The sequence below is a fragment of the Psychrobacter sp. ANT_H3 genome, from assembly GCF_027919975.1.
Classification (GTDB): domain Bacteria; phylum Pseudomonadota; class Gammaproteobacteria; order Pseudomonadales; family Moraxellaceae; genus Psychrobacter; species Psychrobacter maritimus.
In genome coordinates this window covers 96245-115288 of the sequence record NZ_JAQISM010000001.1, presented here as the reverse complement: position 1 = coordinate 115288, position 19044 = coordinate 96245, and the positions used below count along the sequence as shown (strand labels likewise).

Here is a 19044-nt window from a genome sequence, read left to right as displayed (position 1 = left end):
TATTTATACAGCAAATTTATTCAGTACATTTACTCAAAGTCACGCGCATACATTTGCGCATAATGACCCTGCAATTGCATCAGCTCAGCATGCGTGCCTAGCTCAACAATCTGACCACCATCTAGTACAGCAATACGGTCAGCGGACTCAATCGTCGTTAAACGATGCGCAATCACTAGCGTCGTGCGGTCTTTCATAACATTATCAAGTGCTTGCTGAATGTAATATTCTGACTCATTATCTAGAGCACTGGTGGCTTCATCTAAAATCAAAATCGGCGCATCTTTTAGTAATGCTCGAGCAATAGAGAGGCGCTGGCGTTGACCACCAGACAGCTGCAAACCTTCAGCGCCTATTTCACTTTGATAGCCATTTGGCATTTTCATAATAAAATCATGGGCAAAAGCGTCTTTTGCAGCCCGCTCGACCTCAGCCTGCGTCTTATCAGCCAGACTGCCATAGGCAATATTATTAAACACCGTAGTATTAAACAGCACTACTTGCTGATTGACCATCGCAATCTGCGCACGCAAGCTTTCAAGCTTAATATCTTCAATCGGCATACCATCAAGGGTAATTTGCCCAGAAGAAGTATTTAAGGTACGGGTAAGTAAATTGACTAAAGAAGATTTACCAGCGCCGCTACGTCCAACCAATGCCACGGTCTCGCCTGCACGCACATCTAAAGTAAAATCACGCAGCGCCACAGTTGAATCAGGATAAACCAAACTGACATTATCCAGTTTAATCTCACCTGCCAAAGTAGGACTAAGTACACCGGTATCTGCTTCTTCCGGCTCATCTAGTAAAGCAAATATTGATTCACCGGCCGCGAGCCCTCTTTGCAACTGTTGATTGACATCAGTCAATGAACGCACAGGCTTACTTAGTAATCCTGCGGCAGCAATATAGGAGATAAACTCACCTGCTGAGATATTATCTATCACTGCAGGGCGCAGCGCGAGCCACACCACCACCGCCATGGCTATTGCCATCAGCAGCTGTACAGCAGGAGTATTGATGCTATTGGTGACAACGACCTTCATCCCTTGGCGCAGGTTTTTCTTCGACGTTGTATCAAAGCGCTTAGATTCATAGGCTTGTCCGCCGTAATTTTTCACCACTTGATAGCCATTAATCACTTCATTAGTAATATGGCTGACATCGCCCATGGTTTCTTGAATACCCTTTGAAAGCTTTAAATAACGCTTTGAGGCTACCCTTATGAGCCATAAAATCGGTGGTAGCACGACAAACAAAATCAAGGTCAAACGCCAGTTGCTATAAAGTAAAAAACCTATCAAAGCCACGACCGTCAAGCCATCGCGTAATAGAGTCTTCATCGAATCGGTGCTGGCTGCAGTTACCTGCTCAACATCAAAAATAAGCTTGGACGAAATCGTCCCTGCTGGATTCGCTAAATAAAACGAGCTTGGCAAACGCAGTAACTTATTAAACACCTGCACACGTAGCTCATACACAAGATTGCGCGAGACCAACGCCGTATAGTAGTTACCTAAAAAGCTTCCTACACCTCGCACGAAAAACAACAGGACAATAATAAACGGAAATAAATCCTGCTTACTTTGATCATTTTGATTGATGGCATCAGTGATATATTGTAATAATTTTGCAATCCAAATCTCTGTCGCCGCATTAATAGCAAAGCCTATTATGACTAATATTAACGCCCACCAATAGGGTTTAAGGTAGCTTAATAGACGTAATAAAGTCTTATGTTTAGGCGTACTTGATGGCGCTGCTGATAGCTTTTTAGCAGAAGTTTTTTTAGAGTCAGGTTGATTAGCTTGGCTCATAAAAGCCTCAATTTAGGTATAAAGAAGGAATAAATGACACGGATGTAGCAGTAGCGCTTGGTTATAAGATAAAGCATCAAGGGCTTTTAGTTTAATGGTGGTAATGCTTAATACGCTTTACCACCTTATCAAATATCATAAAAATTATTGTGGTGATGATTGCGGTAAAGGCTGACCAAGGGGCACCACCGTACTGATATTTAAATTTAAAAAACCCAATTTACCAGCGATATCCATAACGCGTACCACGGATTGATGCGTGGCATTCGCATCGGCAGCAATCACAAATAGCATATCACGATTACTTCCCGCCTCTTGCTGTAGCATACTGGTCAATTCAGCCTCGTTGCTACTGGCAAGCGTAATTCCGTTAACTAGATAACTGCCATCTTCTTGCACGGCCACTTCAATACTGTTTTTCTCTTCTGTCAGCGCCACACCTTCAGCTTCGGGAAGAATGATATTTAAACGACTGAAATGATTAAACGAGGTCGCCAAAAGTAAAAATACAATTAAAAACAATAAGCAATCAATCATTGGCGTGAGATTGATTTCAAGCGGCTCAACGGTCGGTTTTCTAAAGCGCATATCAGTCTCTTTAATGTGCTTAAAGGTATATATTTAATAAGCAGTGATTCATACTATTATTTTTATCATTAATTAGGGCGTGTCCTCATTTTTATCACCATTTTTAAAATGAGGACACGCCCTACCATAATACAAACAATAGAATTAAGTCGCTGCCGCCGTATGATTTAAATCTGAGGTGTCAATCGAAAGCTCATTACTTACATGACTCGATTTATCATCTACTGCTGCATGAGTCGTCAACTGAGACATAGCGGAACTGTTGATATTATCTAACAATTGATAGTCATATAACTCTTGAATCATTAGTCCCGCTTGCGTTTCAAACTGCGCATTGATATCGATAATACGGCGCTGAAAATAACGATAAGCAACCAGAGCTGGGATAGCCACAATCATACCAGCAGCAGTGGTAATCAAAGCCTGTGACACGCCAGCCGCCAACATCGTTGGGTCTTGCATCGCGCCATCCGTAATCGCCAAAAACGACGAGATAATACCCAACACCGTACCCAACAGACCAAGCAATGGCGCAATCGCACCAATGGTGCCAAGCATATTGATATTTTTCTCTAACTGATGCACCTGCACACTTGCGCGGTTTTCCATATGCATTGTCATCGAGTCTAAGCCGTATTGGCGGTAAAGCAGGCCGGTCGCTAGAATATCACCCAAAGGGGTTTTTTCTTTGACATTCATCAACTGCGTACGACCAATATCACCGTTTTCACGTAGGCGGGTTATCAGCTGTTCGCGCAATCTATTGGGCGCAATCTTATTAAATTGTAAAGTATGACTACGCTCGATAATAATAACCAATGCCAATATTGAGCACACCACGATAGGTGTCATCAGCCAACCACCTGCTTTTACCAGCTCCCACATACGGACTCTCTTCTATGTTTTTATTAATTATTAAAAGATGATTTAATATTTGTATGGTTAGTACAAAACACTTAAATAAGCTAAGCCTGAGCTTCTATATGCTTAATTAAGGCTGCTAGCTGATCTTGGCTATGGAAGAATATCTCAACACTACCCTGCCCGTCTTTTTTGTGTTTGAGCTTGACTTCCGCGCCTAACATATCGGTTAAACGCTGGGTTAAGCGCTCAACATCGCGAGACTGTACTTGCTCAGGGCGACTGGTTTTTGGCGCTGGTTGTAAAATGGATTTGACTAACTTTTCAGCTTCGCGCACTGTCATACCAGCATCGATGATTTTTTGCGCAATGATAGGCTGCTGTTCTGATGATAACGCTAACAATGTACGGGCATGCCCCATATCTAAAGCACTGTTTGCCAAATGGTCTTTGACCGTATCATGGAGCTGATTGAGACGTAGCAAGTTTGAGACCGTGGTACGCGCCTTACCAACGACTTCGGCAATCATGGCGTGACTCATACCAAACTCTGTATGGAAACGCTGCAGGGCAGCCGCCTGCTCAATCACCGATAAGTCTTCACGCTGGATATTTTCAATCAAGGCCAGCGCAATTGCCAGCTCATCAGATAACGCGCGCTCAATCGCTGGTATAACCGATTTACCCGCCATTTTTGCCGCACGCCAGCGGCGCTCACCGGCGATAATTTCATGCGTAACCAAGGCCTCACTTTTGTCTTCATTCGCCAATAATGGACGAATAACAATCGGCTGCATGACGCCATGTTGTTCAATAGAAGAGGCCAATTCTGCCAGCGCCGTTTCACTCATATCACGGCGCGGTTGATACTTACCGGCTTGCAGACGCGTGACATCGATTTGCACCAAACTTATTTGGTCTTCAGAGGCGCTATTGTCTATCACATTGGTACGGGTTTTATTAGCAGGGCTTTTCTTAATCGTCCGCGCTTTACGATTATGACTGTCAGTAGATTGCTCTGTCACTGGCGAGGCAGAAGGCTTTTTAGTCGCTTGTGTATCAGCAGCTTTGCCTGCCACGCGGGCATCCTGCTCTTGTTTTTTAGCTTCAGATATGTCAGTTTCTAGCATTGCAGCTGACGCAGTAGGCTCGCGCACCACCGTATCATCTTGTAAGGCAGAGGCGGCAATTTGTTTTTCTTTTTTGATTGACCCTAATAAGGCATCTAAGCCTCTATTGGCAGCCAACCCTCTTTTCTTTGCCATGATTACCTATCCTCTAACGCTAAAATAAAAAGCCCAATGCTTACTACTGCCGGCTTACTGATAAATATAATTTGCTGTTTTTAATGTTTACACTAAACAAGCTAATTGATGACTAGCAGCTTATGACTAGTAACTTATGATTATTCACTTTGCTTCATCACTTCAGCGGCCAGTTTTTGATACGCGCGCGCACCTTTTGACCATCTTTCGTACGCAATAACTGGTAAGCCATGTGCCGGCGCTTCTGCTAGACGAATATTTCTTGGAATATGAGTCTTGTACATAATCTCGCCAAAGTGCGCCTCTAATTCAGCAGACACATCACGCGCTAAAGTATTACGCGCATCAAATAAGGTTCTGACCACACCGCGAATATAGAGCTTAGGGTTGAGTTCAGTGAGGCGCTCAATCGTCTGTGACAAGTCCGCCAAGCCTTCTAGCGCATAATATTCACATTGCATCGGAATAATAACGCTGTCGGTGGCAACCAAGGCATTAATCGTTAGCAAGTTTAAGCTCGGCGCACAATCGATAATCACATAATCATAAGCAGGTTTTTCGGCGGCGATTTGATCGTTGACCAACTGCGCCATCGCCGTTTTAAACAACTCATGGCTGTTGGTCTTACTCATCAAAGTGATGTCCATACCCGCCAAATCACGATTGGCACCGATGACATCAAAGCCAGCTGGACTATTCACAATCGCCTCAGACAGCGATACACCATCGAGCAGCACATCAGCGATGGTCAGCTCTAATTGGTTCTTATCCACGCCCGTGCCACTGGTGGCATTACCCTGTGGGTCTAAGTCAATCAGCAGTACGTGCTTGCGCTTGGCCGCTAAGCTGGCGGTCAAATTCACTGCCGTCGTGGTTTTACCCACGCCGCCTTTTTGATTCGCAATTGCTATGATTTCCATACACTCACTCAATTTAATTAGGATCTGTTACTGATTTTTACTGAAGCATTTTTGCTGCTTTTACTTATTATATTACTCAAATACCTGACGCTTACCTATAAGGGTGTTTAAACACCTGCGTACAAATGAAAAGACCACTTACTCATATTATAGAACAATTGTTGCCTTATGGTGCGTCGCGTGCTCATAGCTTAGACATTTTTATAAGATAATTCAATTAAATGACGACTATCTTGTAAACGCGGCACATTTAAGGGAATCGTCTTTATCTGCCAAGCGTCATTTAGCGCTTGCAACTCTTCGTAGCTTGGGGCTTTACCCTTCATCGCGCATAAATAACCATTATCGGCCAAGCGTGGCTGAGCCACTTCGACAAAATCAATCAGACTGGCAAAAGCTCTCGATGTTACCACCTCATAGCTGGCTTCATGCGCTTCAATACGCGAGGCGATTGGGTGCATGTTACTCAAACCAAGCTCGCTACTGATTTGCTTAATAAAACGAATTTTTTTCTGATTGCTATCAAGGGCGGTACATTGGCGCTCAGGCTGACAAATAGCGATAATCACCGCTGGCAAGCCCGCTCCCGTACCAATATCTAGCAGTGACCCTGACGGTAAATGCGTTATAATAGCCAAACAATCGATGATATGTTTGATAAGTGCTTCGATTGGATCGGTAATAGCGGTCAGATTATACGCTTTATTCCATAATAAAAGCTGGTCTAAATACAATAATAACGTGCGCTGCTGCGTCGCGCTTAATGCAAGACCCAGCTCATCTATTGATTGCGCCAAGATATTTGCAAGTGTTGGCAATTGCGCACCGAGCTTTACAAAACCTGTCGGGTCAATATGAATTTTACCCGTGCTAGCAGATGATGAAGAGGTTTTAGTAGAATCTGACATACGGGTTATCCAGTTTTGACATGTGAACCGTCTATTTTATCATGCAGGCTGCCCATTGAATAGTTGCAGATTGCGCCAATGTACGCCATCTTATACTATCTACGCCTATATTGAAGGCTTATCTTCTTGGACCGTCAGCAATTTAACGTAGCAAAATGAATATTGCCTCAACCTAATTAGTAAAAACCCCCATCTCTCTATGATACAAAACTGCGCCTAATGTCTTATCTAAAACGCGCCTATATCTTGTAAGATGTCCTGATACATTATTAAAAAGATTCATTATTAAAAATGATTGATTGTTAGAAGCGCATCCTTACACTTAGCGCTCAAACAACAAAAGCTCAATAACCATTCCGCCCTCTTAAAACGACTTACTATATAACTATGACCGAACCGCAAAACACACCTATGAATAAAGACCCAAAAGATACCAATCCTATGGTAAGCCCTGTCAATAAAGTAACAGAGACAAAACCATTAGCAACGAATCTGCCTAAAAAAAGGCCATCTAAAACCAAGCTACCCAAAAAAGAGCTGGCACGCAAAAAGCCGTCAGAAAAAGCTCAGCCAGATAGCACAGTAGATGTGCCTAACACGCCTCATCCGATATTTATCGATGTTAATGAGCGCTGCCTTATCGGTGCCGAGCAGCTTAAGCGTTATACTGATCTGGATGAGCTACCGAGCGATACCCGCACTGCCCCCGATTTAGATGTCGGCTTTGGACAACAGCGCGCCCTTAAAGCGTTGCATACAGCACTGGATATTCATGCCAGTGGCTATCACGTATTTGCCGCTGGAGAAAATGGCTTAGGTAAACGCACCGTTATAAGTCGTTTATTGCAACGAATTGCCGCCGATGCACCAACGCCCGATGATTGGGTTTATGTGTATAATTTTGCCGATCCACGTACACCGCAAGCATTACGTCTACCTTCTGGGCAGGCGACCATACTACAACAGCAGGTCAATCAATTATGGCAGCAAGCCAAAAAACGACTTAGCCAACGCTTTCGTAGCGACCAGTATCAAAGCAAAATCGAAGCCATCAAAAATGATACCCATCAAAAAGAAAGTCAGGCTTACGACGACCTAAATACCGAAGGCAAACAATACGATTTAGCACTAACGTTTCGCGCATTTGACAATAAAGCGGTATTTGTACATCCTAGCCAGCTACCAAAAGAAGAGAGCAATAGTGAAGTTAAAGATGACAAAATCTCTAATAGCCAGAAAAATAAGTCAATAAAAGAGGAAGGTCAAAGAGCCAGTATTCCTAATGACAATATTCCTAATGACAATATTTCTAGTTCCAGTATTTCTAGTGCTGATGATAGCGTTAGCAAAGATGCTAACCACGACTACGGCAAGAGCGAATATGAAGCTGAGCTGAATAATTTTGCACAAAAAAACCATATGCAAAAGCGCCTAAGTCAGCTGACCATCGCCTTAGAGCAATTAGAAGACGAAGCCAATGATGCCATTGAAGCTCTGCATCGCAATATTGCACGCCGAGCGCTGCAGCCTTTATTTGCGCCTATTTATGAGCAGTTTTCTGATCATCCATTGGTCGTCGAGTATTTAAAAACCGTATTTGCCGATATGGTTACGCATGTCGAGCGCATCGTCAATGGCGATGATGAGGAGTTTGTGACGGCAGTGCTTGCCACAACGCCGAGCCGCTATGCAGTCAACGTCATTGTCAGTCACGCGCCCGATAGTGGCGCACCGGTCATCTTTGAAGATTTGCCGACGCATTTAAACCTATTGGGTCATGTCGAGCAAATCACCCAATTGGGCACAGTAACCACCGATGTCAGTATGATTCGAGCAGGCGCCCTGCACCGTGCCAATGGCGGCTATCTATTGTTAGAAGCCAGTCACCTGCTTGAGCATCCTTACGCGTGGCAAGGTCTTAAGCGCGCCTTGCAATCTCGCAAAATCAAACTCTCAAGCCTTGAGCAGATGCTAACCTTAACGGGTAGCTTATCGCTCGCGCCCGCACCCATTGACCTTGATATCAAAGTCATCTTGCTTGGCGAAGCGGATTTATATTACGAACTACTAGAGCTGGAGCCGGAGTTTGATGCAGTATTTAAAGTACGTGCCGATTTTCACGACGATGTAACTCGTAGCCCTGAGCACGAATTGGCATTGGTAGCAAAAATGGCAGACATCATTGATTATGCCAACCTTTATCCTTTTGATAGTAGCGCCCAAGCCGCTCTACTTGAGCATTTAAGCTTACAAGCAGAAGACCAAGACCGTTTAAGTTTGCATAGTGATTTATTGATTAAGCTCTTACATGAATCCAACCGCCATGCACGTTTGAGCGGTAAAAATATTGTTAGCGCCATTCACGTCACCCACGCTATTGACGATATGGACGAGCGCTCAGGATACTTGCGCGACCTTTATTGGGATGAGCTAAAAAATGGCCAACAGCTTATTCAGACCCAAGGCGATGCTGTCGGGCAAGTAAATGCGCTCACCGTCGTCAGTTACGCCGATAGCGAGTTTGGTATGCCCGCTCGTCTGACCGCAGTCATTCAGCCAAATATTGGCGCGGGCGAAATTCTCGATATCGAGCGCGATGTGGATTTGGGCGGTAGCTTACACGCCAAAGGCATGCTGATTATGACCAGCTATTTGCGCGCCTTATTTAGTCAGCATCATGCGCTAAACTTTAGTGCCTCACTCGCTTTTGAGCAAAGTTACGCCCATATCGATGGTGATAGTGCGACGGTCAGTGAAGGCTGTGCGCTACTCTCCGCCCTAGCAAACGTTCCTATCAATCAATCTTTTGCGATTACCGGCTCGATGAATCAGTTAGGCGAAGTCCAAGCAGTTGGCGGTATCAATTCTAAAATCGCTGGTTTCTTTGACGCTTGCCGTGAGCAAGAGCTGACGGGACAACAAGGCGTGGTTATCCCAATGGCCAACGTCAAACAATTAATGCTACGTGACGACATCATTGCCGCCGTTCAAGCAGGGCAATTTCATATTTATGGTGTGCATACATTAAGTGAAGCCTTGACCTTAATGACCGGCTTACCTGTCGACACCATGAATAAAAAAGGTCGCTACCGTAAAGAAACCTTATTTGGCAAAGTACTAAGCCGTTTGATGCTTTGGGATGAGAATCAGAATACTGATGACGAAGTCGATGATAAAAAGTCGAAAAAGAAAGCCAAGGAAAAGCGCCAAGCCAAACGTCAGAAAAAACAAGATAAACAAAAAAAAGCCAAGAAAGAGAAAGGTGACATAGATACAAGCCCAGACGCAAATATAGAGGCAAATACAGAAGTGCATCCCTAGACGTTGTCATGCTTTTCTGCGATGATTGGCTTTTTATGATGCGCTATGTTAATTAATAAAATGCTAATAAACAGCTAGCAACCAAACCCGTGACTGAATAAAGGTTATCTTTAATGACTGCACATTCTACTGACGCCGATAGTATTCAAGCTCAAGCAGCTGTTGATAAATCAGCAACTGCGCTAGTGACTGAAGAAGTTACTGAGCAAAATGAAGAAATTACTGCAGATAATAAAGCGTCTGAGGAAGCAGCAGATAATCGTCATGGGGCAGCGACGACAGCGCGTCAATGGCAAGTGTTGTCGCAGTTGCAGCGCAATCGCTGGGTAGGTACAACCCATGTTTACGAGCAGCTTATATTGGCAGGCTTTGATATCAGCTTGCGTACGGTGCAACGCGATTTAAATGCTCTTGCCAAACGCTTTCCTATCGAAAAAAACAATGCCAATCCACAAGGCTGGCGCTGGAAAGATGATGCGCCGCTGCAAAGCTTACCACATATGAACTTATCACAAGCGGTTGCCTTTAATATGGTCGAAGCCAATCTAAGCCAGCTGCTACCGCCGGTTATTTTAGATGAGCTATTTCCGTGGTTTGACTTGGCACGCAGGCAGCTCAAAAACAGTAAAGTCACCCATTCCTGGATTGACAGAGTGCGTATCGAGCCTGCAACTCAGCCTTTAATTGCACCGCATATTGATTTAGAAAGCAAAGACAACATTTATCATGCCTTATTTTATCAATTACAAATACAAGCCAGCTATACCCGCAGTGATAAATCACAAGCCAGCGAATATACCTTAAACCCTATTGCTATCGTCCAGCGTGGGGTAATTATTTACCTACTGGCAACGCGCACTGATGATCCAGAAGTGATTATTCGTACCTTTGCTTTGCATCGCTTTACCAGCGTTGAGATACTAGAAAGCGCGGCTAAAACCCCAGACAATTTCCAACTAGATACCTATTTAGATGCAGGCGGCATGGGCTTTAGCCATCCTTTATTTAGCCAGTTACCTGATCATGGCAAACATACTGCGGTTGAGCTACAATTTACCAAACAAGCGGGCAAAAGCTTAACGGAAAGTAAGCTTAGTGACGACCAAACCGTTACTATTAATAGTGATGAAACTCTAACCATACAAGCGACCGTTAACTTAACCTCGCAGCTGGTTTGGTGGTTACGTGGTTTTGGTAGCGGTTTATTAGACGCCAAACCCGCGCTACTGTATCAAGCCGTATTAGACAAACCAATAAATGATGAATAGCGACAATAAAGAAAAACAGCTCATTATTAATGATGATAAAAATCTAATAGCCATACTCAAACGCACCAATGCTTATACTATTTAAAATAACCATTGAAAAAATTAAAATCCAAAAGGAATATTATGTCGACCACTATCCCATCACCACTACTTTCAGACAGTTTAAGAGGGCTGGGTTTAGATACGGGGACGTTATTCTTTGCGCTAAATTATGAATTTACCAAGATTGAGCAAAAAGGCTTATTTAAAAATTTAAAGAAGCGCTTCAAGAAAAATGAAGGCGCGATTGATATCGATTTGGCCTGCGTGCTGTATGACGATAACTGTACCATCAGCGATATTGTTTGGTTTAAGCAGTTACGTGATAAAGCAGAATCGGTCAAACATCAAGGCGATAGCCTCAATGGCAAAGACCGCGGTGAGCAAGCCATGTATCTTGCGCCGCTTGACCAAGAGCAAATCCGGCTTTATTTGGATAAAATACCCGCGCACATCACGCATATCGCTTTGATTGCCAATTCTTATCATGGGCAGCCTTTTAGCAGAGTCAAAAAAGGGGAGATTCATTTAAGCGATGATGAAGGCAATCGCTCTTTTGAAGTTAATTTAAAGCAGCTGCCGCGTGACTGCGTTACACTTTGGGTCGCACACTTGCGCCGAGAGGTGGACGATTGGCATCTGACTTTACAAAATCTGCCACTGCCAGCGACAGATTTATCGACAGCCGCGCAAGAAGTGGCGCATGAATTGGCACGCGCCCTGCCTGTTCCGCAAGGAATTTAACATTAATGTAGAAAGCTAAGATTGGTTTTTACCTATAAATAAAAAGGGTGAGACGCTATTTAATAACGTCTCACCCTTTTTTTACACTAAAAACTTTTGATTTAAGAATCACCTTTAAGAACTGCCTTTAAGAACTGCCTTTAAAAACTGCTCTTAAGAATCACCTTTAGGAAAAAAAGCTTAAATGACAGCTTTACTCTAACGGCTCACCGCAATGCGGGCAAAAATTCTTTTGCCGCACTTCCCTTTCACGGCGTTCTAGCTCTTGCTCACGCAATACTTGCAGCACAATCTCTTGTGCCTGCTCCTTATCCAATCCAAGCTCGCGGCGTATTTTCTCAATCATCATCTGATTCTGTACCAAATCAAAATCGCTATCGACCAATTGCCCGCGGAAATCTTGCTCAAGCTCTTCACGGCGCTGACTGAGCTCATTTGCCAAGCCCGTCGCCAAAATACCGGCCGGTAATGCAGCTAGACCGACGCCCAATATGGTGATAATCGCCCCCAATATTTTACCGGCATTGGTGATAGGCGTTACATCACCATAACCGACCGTCGTTAGCGTAACCACCGCCCACCACATGGCCTTGGGTATCGACTCAAACTCCTCTGGCTGCGCGTGGTTTTCGACCAAATAAATCCCACTCGATGCCGTCACAATCATAATAATTAAGATAAAAAGGACCGCTTGAAACGAGCCCTTCTCCTTACTGATAACCACCAATAAAATACGTAAGGAGGCAAAATAACGGGTAAGTTTAAGAATGCGAAATAAACGCAAAATACGTAAGAAACGCAAATCGATACTGACAAAGAAATTCAAGAATGCGGGCGCAATCGCAATGATATCAATCAACGCCGACGGACTTTTTAGCCACTCCCAGCGCTGACGCCACGTGGTATTGTCAGGCTTCGCTTCAGCGACACTCCATAATCTGAGCAAATACTCGATAGAAAATATGATAATCGAGAAATTTTCAAACCAAGTAAAATACTCTTGATACGGATAGTACCAGTTATCTACAGACTCAGCGATGACCGCCGTGACATTCGCCATGATTAAAAAAATGAGAAAGTAGTCAACACAGCGACTAAAGAGCGTATCATGCTCATCGTTTTGTAGAATATTATAGACGAAAAGACGCAAGCGCCGTATAGATTGGAGTAGCATGGCGTCCCTATATACGGTGCGATGTAACACCGGTCTTATATTAATAAACAGTCTTCTAAAAAGCGCTTATGCCTAAATTCAGACCAACAAAGTTGATGGGCATATTTAGTTTATGCATCAGTAATAATGATTATACAAAATTTAGGTAATAAATGTAGGTCACTGCCAACAATATCACGGCAATCGCCAAGAAAACGAAGCGTAAAAATTGCTCATCAGCCCGTAATTGATTGCTTAAGTTTTGCGCCGGTAATAAGAACAAACCACATTTAGGGCAACAAGAATCTATTTGGTTTAAGAGCTTGATGGAACGGGCATTTTCACAACGAAGCGGAGAATTACTACAATAACCGAGCATAATGTCTAACCGTCCCCTTTGATAAATAGCAGCAAAAACCGCTGAAAATTGCAAATTAAAATAACAAGCGTAATTAAAAAATTATTCCTAATTTAGTCTATCTATTCAAGTAGATGGGTAACTTAAGATATAAACATTACCGCTTTCTATTTAAAACCTTACTTTTATTAGGGTTTTTGTATTATAATAGAGAGATAATGTTACAATTTAACCATAACCATAACATTGTGTAATCAGTCACTACTGTCATCCCTCATTAGCGACTGACCAATAATCATCTATTATGTTGAGGAATCAAACGATGAAACTACAATCCCTAGTTTTAGCTGCTGCAACTGCACTTACCATGACCACTGCTTTCGCTGTACCTGCTGGTACTTGGTCTGTGGCTGCTGGTGCTCACTATGTTGATCCAAAAAGTGATAACGGTACTCTAGCAAACAGTGATCTTAATTTAGTTGCTAATGTCGATGTTGATGGCGATGTACGTCCAACCATCAGTGGTGAATACTTTATCGCCAATAACGTTGGTATTGAACTACTAGCAGCGATTCCATTTCATCATGATTTCACTTTAAATGATGCTGATGGTAAAGAGATTTTTACAGGCAAGACTCAACATTTACCTCCTACTCTTTCTCTACAATACCACTTCGACGGCTACAACCTGCCTATGAATGTGAAACCTTTTGTTGGTGTTGGTGTGAACTATACAACTTTCTTTAAAGAAAAACTTAATAACAACTTAGGTCTTGAGTTAAAACTTGATGATAGCGTTGGTGTTGCTGGTCATATCGGTCTTGATATTCCATTCGCTCCTACTGAGTCTTTGCGTATTGATGCCCGCTATATGGACATCAAAACTGATGCTACCGTAGTAAATGGTGCGGGCGTTAATTATGAGCTTGGTGAAATTGATATCAGCCCTTGGGTATATGGTGTTGCTTTTGTAAAACAGTTCTAATATAGCCCATTGCTATAAACTGAACACCATAAATAAAAGAAGCCAGCTTAATAGCTGGCTTCTTTGTGTCTATGAATAGATATTTTTGTAATAAAGGATATAAAAAAGACCATCCGTAGATAGTCTTTTCTATTAACCATGCTATTTTTACTTAACCCTACAACTATAGCAAAATACGGCGTGGATCCGCCAATAAAGTTGCGATATAACGGGTAAATACCGCAGCATCAGCGCCATTAATCACCCGATGATCATAAGATAACGATAACGGCAGCATCAAACGCGGCTCAAAGGTTTGCTTACTAGCATTCCAACGCGGCTGCATACTGGCTTCTGATACCCCTAAGATACCCACTTGTGGCCAATTTACCAGTGGCGTAAATGCGGTACCACCTAAGTTACCTTGGCTTGATATCGTAAAGCTTGCGCCTTGCAATTCTTTAGTCGTCAGCTTCTTATCACGCGCTTTAACCGCAAGCTCACCAATCTCAATAGCAATCTGCTTAAGCCCTTTATCTTGCACACTTTTGATAACAGGTACAATGAGGCCGTCATCAGTCGCTACCGCAATACCCATATTGACGCTCTTACGTAAAATAACTTGGGTATTATCGTCGCTCAAATGACTGTTAAAACGCGGATGCTGGGTTAACGCATAAGCAGTCGCTTTGACAACAAAGGCTAAAATAGTAAAGCCGATACCTTCCGCTTTCATAGCACCTTTGAGCTCACCACGTAACTTTTCAGTTTCTGTGATGTCAGACAAGTCAAACTGCGTCACTTGCGGCAACAAGGTATTATAATTAAGCTGCGGTATTGACACTTTTTGTAGGCGGCTTAAGTCTTGTACTTCGGTCTCACCCCATATTTCAGTATTACTCATATCAGGTAAGCTTGGTAGGCCTGAGCTAACTCCATTGCTACTTGCAGGTGCTACTTTTTGCGTATTCAAGCTATCTTTTACATGCGCAAATAAATCTTCTTTTAAGATACGATCATTAAGCGCCGAACCCGTCACTTGGGAGATATCAACCCCTAGCTGACGCGCAAGCTTACGCACAGCAGGACCGGCATAGATATCGACCATTTTTTCGTTGACTTGTGCTTCGCTCAGCTTGGCATTTGCAGCGCCAGTATCTGTTGTAGATTTAGCGGCTTGTTTAGGCTCGGCTGTTGGTTGCGACTTGTCAGACTGCTCAGCTGATTCCGTTTTGCTAGTTGATTCAGCTGGCTTTGATGCTTGCGATTCAGAAGTATCGGCCTTAGACTCACTAGCATTATTGCTGGCGCTATCTGAACCCTCACCAATAATGACAATAAAGTCTTGACCATTGGCAACCATATCGCCCGCTTGCACCAATATTTTTTCAACCTTGCCCGCTTCTGGCGCCGGCACTTCAACCGACGCTTTATCAGATTCAATCAGCAAAATGGATTGATCAGCAGTAACCATATCACCGACACTGACCATAATCTCAGACACTTGCGCTTCATCAACACCTAGGTCTGGCAAGGCATGAGTGGTTGCCTTTCCTACTTGTTCGCCTGCTTGCTCACTTGCTTGTTTGGCAGGCTGAGAAGTATTTTCCTCAGCTGCGTTAGTATCACTTTGCTTCTCTTCTTGCTGATTATCCTGCGGCTCATTTTTTTTGTCAGCGCCAGATTCTGTTTTGTTTTCTGTATCAGTGCTTTGCTTATCGTCTTTAGCATCGGCTTCGCTTTCAAGCTCAATAAGCACCATACCTTCGCTCACTTGGTCGCCGACTGCCACGCTTATTTTAGTTACTTTACCAGCAGCCGAGCTTGGTACTTCTACTGACGCTTTATCAGATTCTAATAAAATAATATTGTCGTCTTTTGCAATAACGTCGCCAACTTCGACCATAATCTCACTGACTTCGGCGCTATCGACACCCAAATCGGGGGCTTTAATGTCCATCCGTAATTCTCCTTGTATTATGATTGCCTTGTCTTTTGGCTATTCTTTGACGTCATCATCATTGAGTAAGGCGGCGTCAGCTGGGTCTTCTGCGCGACCTTCGCTACTTATTTCATCATCATCTTCATCGACAAACTCTGGTACAGGGCTCGGATTAACATTGTCAGGGGCTGGCGCGTCTGGGAAATGATCATAATGAGGCTGTTGTTGCCATGCAGGCGGTTGATCCGCTTCGATACCAAAGCTTGAAATCGCATCTTTTACCAGACGCATCTCAACTTCACCTTCATCGGCTAAGCGTTTAAGCGTGGCGACCACGATGTGCGCGGCATCAACATGGAAGAAGCTACGTAGATTCTCACGGGTGTCCGAGCGACCATAGCCATCAGTACCAAGCGTGGTATAAGGACGGTTATCCGGTAACCATGCGCGGATTTGTTCTGAGTAGTTACGCATATAATCTGTTGCAGCAACTACGATACCTTCGTGCGGAGCCAACTGTTCAGTAACCCAAGGTACTATTTCTTCTTCCATCGGATGCAGGCGGTTATAATCATCACAAGCCATACCATCGCGAGTCAGCTCGTTAAAGCTGGTCACGCTCCAGACGTTGGAGCTGATGTTAAACTCGTCGTGTAATATTTGTGCCGCTTTTTGAACTTCACGTAAAATAACACCTGAACCGAGCAGCTGAACTTGGCTTGAGCCATTGTCTTCTAGTAAGTACATGCCGCGCTTAATGCCTTCTTCCACGCCTTCTGGCATGGCAGGCTGTTCGTAGTTTTCATTCATTAAAGTTAAGTAATAATAAACGCGCTCGCCCTCTCCATACATGCGGCGCAGACCATCATGCATAATCACTGCCAGCTCATAACCAAAGCAAGGATCATAAGTCACACAGTTAGGTACGACGTTAAATAGAATTTGTGAATGACCGTCTTGATGCTGCAAGCCTTCGCCATTGAGCGTAGTACGACCAGCCGTTGCGCCGAGTAAGAAGCCTTGCGCCTGACAGTCACCTGCCGCCCATGCAAGGTCACCAATACGTTGGAAACCAAACATCGAGTAGTAAATATACATCGGAATCATCGGTAACGCGTTGACAGAATAACTGGTTGCCAATGCAATCCAAGTACTCATCGCGCCCGCTTCGTTAATCCCTTCCTCTAACATGTGACCATCGATGGCTTCTTTATAACCCATCAATGCTTCACTGTCCTCAGGCGTATATTTTTGCCCAGAAGCTGAGTAAATACCCAATTGACGGAACATACCTTCTAGACCAAAAGTACGCGCTTCATCAGGAACGATAGGCACAACGCGGTCTTGAATGTCTTTATTTTTTAGCATGGCTGATAGCAGGCGTACAAACACCATGGTAGTCGATTGCTCTTTACCATTACTGCCTTTAAGCACACGATCAAAAATAGACAAATCTGGAATATTTAATGGAATATGACCACTACGGCGATTGGGCAGATGACCACCTAAGGCTTCACGGCGACCTTTTAGGTACTTCATCTCCAGTGAATCTTCTTTTGGACGATAAAACGGTAACGTCTGTAACTCGTCATCGGTAAATGGCAAGTCAAAGCGGTCACGGAAATACATCAAAGCTTCATGGTCGAGTTTTTTGATTTGATGCGATTTATTTACCGCTTGTGCTTGGGTAGATAAACCATAGCCTTTAACAGTTTTGACCAAGACAACAGTCGGTTGGCCTTTGGTTTTCATGGCTTCACTAAAGGCGGCATAGACCTTCATCGGATCATGGCCACCACGGTTTAGGCGCGAGATATCATGGTCAGACAGCTCGTTTGCCATTTCCTCTAGCTCAGGATACTTGCCAAAGAACTCTTTACGCGTAAACTCAGGGGTACGGGCTTCATATAACTGGTACTCACCGTCAACCGCTTCTTCCATACGATGTTTGAGCACGCCTGTTACATCTTTATCAAGCAAGGTATCCCAGTTACCGCCCCAAATCACCTTAATCACGCGCCAGCCAGCACCGCGGAAGACGGATTCAAGCTCTTGAATAATCTTGCCGTTACCACGCACTGGGCCATCAAGCCGCTGTAAGTTACAGTTGACCACCCAAATTAAATTGTCCAGTTTCTCACGACCGGCAAGCGAAATAGCACCCAAGCTTTCTGGCTCATCGGTTTCGCCATCACCCAAGAACGTCCAAATCTTGCGATCTTCTTTTTCTAATAAACCGCGGTTTTCCATATAACGATGCACGTGCGCATGATAAATGGACATAATCGGACCCAAGCCCATCGACACGGTTGGGAACTGCCAATAATCTGGCATTAAGTACGGATGCGGATAGCTCGAAAGCCCTTTGCCGCCCACTTCACGGCGGAAGTTTTCTAGCTGTTCTTCGGTCAGACGACCTTCTAAATAAGAGCGCGCATAAATACCAGGCGCTGAGTGACCTTGATAATAAATCATGTCACCGCCGAAATGGTCGCTCGCCGCACGGAAGAAATGGTTAAATCCTGTCTCATAAAGCGTCGCACTTGAGGCAAAAGTCGCTAAGTGACCGCCTAAATCATCATCGTTCTTATTGGCGCGCATAACCATTGCCAACGCATTGTAGCGAATCAAAGCCCGAATTTTACGCTCAATCGTCAAGTCGCCTGGATACATTGGCTCATCTTCAACCGCGATTGTATTGATATAAGCCGTATCGAGACGGTTAAATGGCAGTCCTTCTTGTACCGCCATGTTGTATAACGCTTTTAATAAAAACTGCGCCCGATCCTTATCGGCATGTTTGATAACGGACTCAAAGGCTTCCAGCCATTCTTGGGTTTCGGTGCTATCAGCATCCTTATAATAATTCATCTTTCTTAATCCTTTTTATCAGTCA

At 43.9% G+C, this 19044-nt stretch carries 13 protein-coding genes; 4 read left to right on the top strand and 9 right to left on the bottom strand.

Going from position 1 to position 19044, the window contains the following annotated elements:
- Positions 1-29: 29 nt before the first annotated feature.
- The 6 genes from msbA to rsmG form a co-directional block, all read right to left on the bottom strand.
- Positions 30-1817 (bottom strand): lipid A export permease/ATP-binding protein MsbA, encoded by a 1788-nt coding sequence (msbA, locus tag PG901_RS00440; protein WP_201564904.1) that lies wholly within the window; start codon positions 1815-1817, stop codon positions 30-32.
- Positions 1818-1961: 144 nt separating this feature from the next.
- A complete protein-coding gene (locus PG901_RS00435; RefSeq protein WP_183617733.1) occupies positions 1962-2405 on the bottom strand; it encodes an ExbD/TolR family protein in 444 nt (147 codons plus the stop codon).
- 144 nt (positions 2406-2549) lie between these two features.
- Positions 2550-3290 (bottom strand): MotA/TolQ/ExbB proton channel family protein, encoded by a 741-nt coding sequence (locus tag PG901_RS00430; RefSeq protein ID WP_271133077.1) that lies wholly within the window; start codon positions 3288-3290, stop codon positions 2550-2552.
- Between the two features lie 80 nt (positions 3291-3370).
- Entirely contained in the window at positions 3371-4531 is a 1161-nt protein-coding gene (locus tag PG901_RS00425; protein WP_271133076.1) for a ParB/RepB/Spo0J family partition protein, read from the bottom strand.
- Between the two features lie 140 nt (positions 4532-4671).
- Positions 4672-5451, bottom strand: coding sequence for a ParA family protein (locus tag PG901_RS00420; protein ID WP_271133075.1), 780 nt, complete (start codon positions 5449-5451; stop codon positions 4672-4674).
- Between the two features lie 191 nt (positions 5452-5642).
- Positions 5643-6359 (bottom strand): 16S rRNA (guanine(527)-N(7))-methyltransferase RsmG, encoded by a 717-nt coding sequence (gene rsmG / locus PG901_RS00415; protein ID WP_271133074.1) that lies wholly within the window; start codon positions 6357-6359, stop codon positions 5643-5645.
- Between the two features lie 387 nt (positions 6360-6746).
- Here rsmG and PG901_RS00410 point away from each other — a divergent pair, with 387 nt between their 5' ends.
- The 3 genes from PG901_RS00410 to PG901_RS00400 all read left to right on the top strand — a co-directional run bounded on the left by PG901_RS00410 (position 6747) and on the right by PG901_RS00400 (position 11731).
- Positions 6747-9680 carry an ATP-binding protein gene (locus PG901_RS00410; RefSeq protein ID WP_271133073.1) on the top strand — a complete coding sequence of 978 codons (2934 nt, stop codon included), beginning with the start codon at positions 6747-6749 and terminating at the stop codon, positions 9678-9680.
- 113 nt (positions 9681-9793) lie between these two features.
- Complete coding sequence (locus tag PG901_RS00405) at positions 9794-10948, top strand: helix-turn-helix transcriptional regulator (RefSeq protein ID WP_271133072.1); 1155 nt, start codon at positions 9794-9796, stop codon at positions 10946-10948.
- 123 nt (positions 10949-11071) lie between these two features.
- A complete protein-coding gene (locus tag PG901_RS00400; RefSeq protein WP_271133071.1) occupies positions 11072-11731 on the top strand; it encodes a TerD family protein in 660 nt (219 codons plus the stop codon).
- A gap of 193 nt (positions 11732-11924) precedes the next feature.
- Here the strand turns inward: PG901_RS00400 and PG901_RS00395 are convergent, their stop codons facing one another.
- Complete coding sequence (locus tag PG901_RS00395; protein ID WP_271133070.1) at positions 11925-12905, bottom strand: ion transporter; 981 nt, start codon at positions 12903-12905, stop codon at positions 11925-11927.
- 659 nt (positions 12906-13564) lie between these two features.
- On the opposite strand from PG901_RS00395, the gene PG901_RS00390 reads away from it, so the two are divergent.
- Positions 13565-14227: an OmpW/AlkL family protein gene (locus PG901_RS00390; RefSeq protein ID WP_271133069.1), complete on the top strand. Its 663-nt coding sequence runs from the start codon at positions 13565-13567 to the stop codon at positions 14225-14227.
- 163 nt (positions 14228-14390) lie between these two features.
- On the opposite strand, the gene PG901_RS00385 is transcribed toward PG901_RS00390, so the two are convergent.
- Together PG901_RS00385 and aceE are read right to left on the bottom strand one after the other, a co-directional pair.
- Complete coding sequence (locus PG901_RS00385; RefSeq protein ID WP_271133068.1) at positions 14391-16166, bottom strand: 2-oxo acid dehydrogenase subunit E2; 1776 nt, start codon at positions 16164-16166, stop codon at positions 14391-14393.
- 39 nt (positions 16167-16205) lie between these two features.
- On the bottom strand, positions 16206-19019 hold the full coding sequence (gene aceE, locus PG901_RS00380; protein WP_271133067.1) for a pyruvate dehydrogenase (acetyl-transferring), homodimeric type: 2814 nt from the start codon (positions 19017-19019) through the stop codon (positions 16206-16208).
- Between the last annotated feature and the right edge of the window lie 25 nt (positions 19020-19044).